This window comes from Streptococcus sp. SM3 (assembly GCF_027497875.1).
Genome location: NZ_JAJNSA010000184.1, coordinates 1 through 2,405 on the forward strand (window position 1 = coordinate 1; position 2,405 = coordinate 2,405).

Annotated in this window: 1 protein-coding gene; it reads right to left on the reverse strand. The window is 55.7% G+C overall.

Going from position 1 to position 2,405, the window contains the following annotated elements; all coding sequences use genetic code 11:
• Positions 1 to 108 precede the first annotated feature (108 nt).
• Positions 109 to 2,405, reverse strand: a 2,297-nt coding sequence (locus tag PAN06_RS13865) for a hypothetical protein (RefSeq protein ID WP_269796619.1), incomplete at its 5' end; no start/stop codon positions are given.

Genomic DNA, 2,405 nt, shown 5'->3' on the forward strand with positions numbered 1-2,405 from the left:
AAATGGAACGGTGACCATCACTTATAAAGATGGAACGGTGAATACGGTAACGCCAGATATATCTGACTCTGATTACCGTGCATCAGTGTCTGCGTCGACAAGTGCAAGTCAAAGTGCCTCAGCATCGGCTTCAACAAGTGCGGTAGCCTCAGCTTCAGCATCGACTAGCGCAGTAGCAAGTGCTTCAGCGTCAACAAGCGCGGTAGCCTCAGCTTCAGCATCTACTAGTGCAGTAGCAAGCGCCTCAGCATCGACAAGTGCGGTAGCCTCAGCTTCAGCGTCAACAAGTGCGGTGGCTTCAGCTTCAGCATCGACAAGTGCAGTCGCCTCAGCTTCAGCCTCAACGAGTGCGGTAGCTTCAGCCTCAGCATCGACTAGTGCGGTGGCTTCAGCTTCAGCCTCTACTAGTGCAGTAGCAAGCGCCTCAGCGTCAACAAGCGCGGTAGCAAGTGCATCGGCTTCAACTAGCGCGGTAGCCTCAGCTTCAGCGTCAACAAGTGCAGTGGCTTCAGCTTCAGCGTCAACAAGTGCGGTGGCTTCAGCTTCAGCGTCAACCAGCGCAGTAGCTTCAGCCTCAGCATCGACTAGTGCGGTGGCTTCAGCTTCAGCGTCAACAAGTGCAGTAGCCTCAGCTTCAGCGTCAACAAGTGCAGTAGCTTCAGCTTCAGCCTCAACAAGTGCGGTAGCCTCAGCGTCAGCATCGACTAGCGCGGTAGCCTCAGCTTCAGCGTCAACAAGTGCGGTAGCAAGCGCCTCAGCATCAACTAGTGCAGTAGCCTCGGCTTCAGCATCTACTAGTGCAGTGGCTTCAGCTTCAGCGTCAACAAGTGCGGTGGCAAGTGCTTCAGCATCTACTAGTGCAGTAGCAAGCGCCTCAGCATCAACAAGTGCAGTGGCTTCAGCTTCAGCGTCAACAAGTGCAGTAGCTTCAGCTTCAGCCTCAACAAGTGCAGTAGCTTCAGCTTCAGCATCTACTAGTGCGGTGGCTTCAGCCTCAGCATCAACAAGTGCGGTGGCTTCAGCGTCAGCGTCAACAAGTGCGGTGGCAAGTGCTTCAGCATCTACTAGTGCAGTAGCTTCAGCTTCAGCGTCAACAAGCGCGGTAGCAAGCGCCTCAGCATCTACTAGCGCAGTGGCTTCAGCTTCAGCGTCAACCAGTGCGGTGGCTTCAGCCTCAGCATCTACTAGTGCAGTGGCTTCAGCTTCAGCGTCTACTAGTGCGGTAGCTTCAGCTTCAGCGTCAACAAGTGCGGTAGCTTCAGCTTCAGCGTCAACGAGTGCGGTGGCAAGTGCCTCAGCATCGACTAGCGCAGTGGCTTCAGCTTCAGCGTCAACAAGTGCGGTAGCCTCAGCTTCAGCGTCAACAAGTGCGGTAGCTTCAGCCTCAGCATCGACTAGTGCAGTGGCTTCAGCTTCAGCGTCAACGAGTGCAGTGGCTTCAGCTTCAGCCTCAACAAGTGCGGTAGCTTCAGCCTCAGCATCGACTAGTGCAGTGGCTTCAGCTTCAGCGTCAACGAGTGCAGTGGCTTCAGTTTCAGCCTCAACAAGTGCGGTAGCTTCAGCCTCAGCATCGACTAGCGCGGTGGCTTCAGCCTCAGCATCGACTAGTGCAGTGGCTTCAGCTTCAGCGTCAACGAGTGCAGTAGCTTCAGCCTCAGCGTCAACAAGTGCGGTGGCTTCAGCTTCAGCATCGACTAGTGCAGTGGCTTCAGCTTCAGCATCGACTAGCGCAGTGGCTTCAGCTTCAGCGTCAACAAGTGCGGTAGCAAGTGCCTCAGCATCGACTAGTGCAGTGGCTTCAGCTTCAGCGTCAACGAGTGCGGTAGCCTCAGCTTCAGCGTCAACAAGTGCGGTGGCTTCAGCTTCAGCGTCAACGAGTGCGGTAGCCTCAGCTTCAGCCTCTACAAGTGCGGTGGCTTCAGCTTCAGCGTCAACGAGTGCGGTGGCTTCAGCTTCAGCGTCAACGAGTGCGGTAGCCTCAGCTTCAGCATCGACTAGCGCAGTAGCCTCAGCCTCAGCCTCAACAAGCGCGGTAGCTTCAGCTTCAGCGTCAACAAGTGCGGTGGCTTCAGCCTCAGCGTCAACAAGTGCAGTAGCTTCAGCTTCAGCATCAACAAGTGCGGTGGCTTCAGCCTCAGCGTCAACAAGTGCAGTAGCCTCAGCTTCAGCCTCTACAAGTGCGGTAGCCTCAGCTTCAGCGTCAACGAGTGCGGTAGCAAGTGCCTCAGCGTCTACTAGTGCAGTAGCTTCAGCTTCAGCGTCAACAAGTGCGGTAGCCTCAGCTTCAGCGTCAACGAGTGCGGTAGCCTCAGCTTCAGCATCGACTAGCGCAGTAGCCTCAGCCTCAGCCTCAACAAGCGCGGTAGCTTCAGCTTCAGCGTCAACGAGTGCGGTAGCCTCAGCTT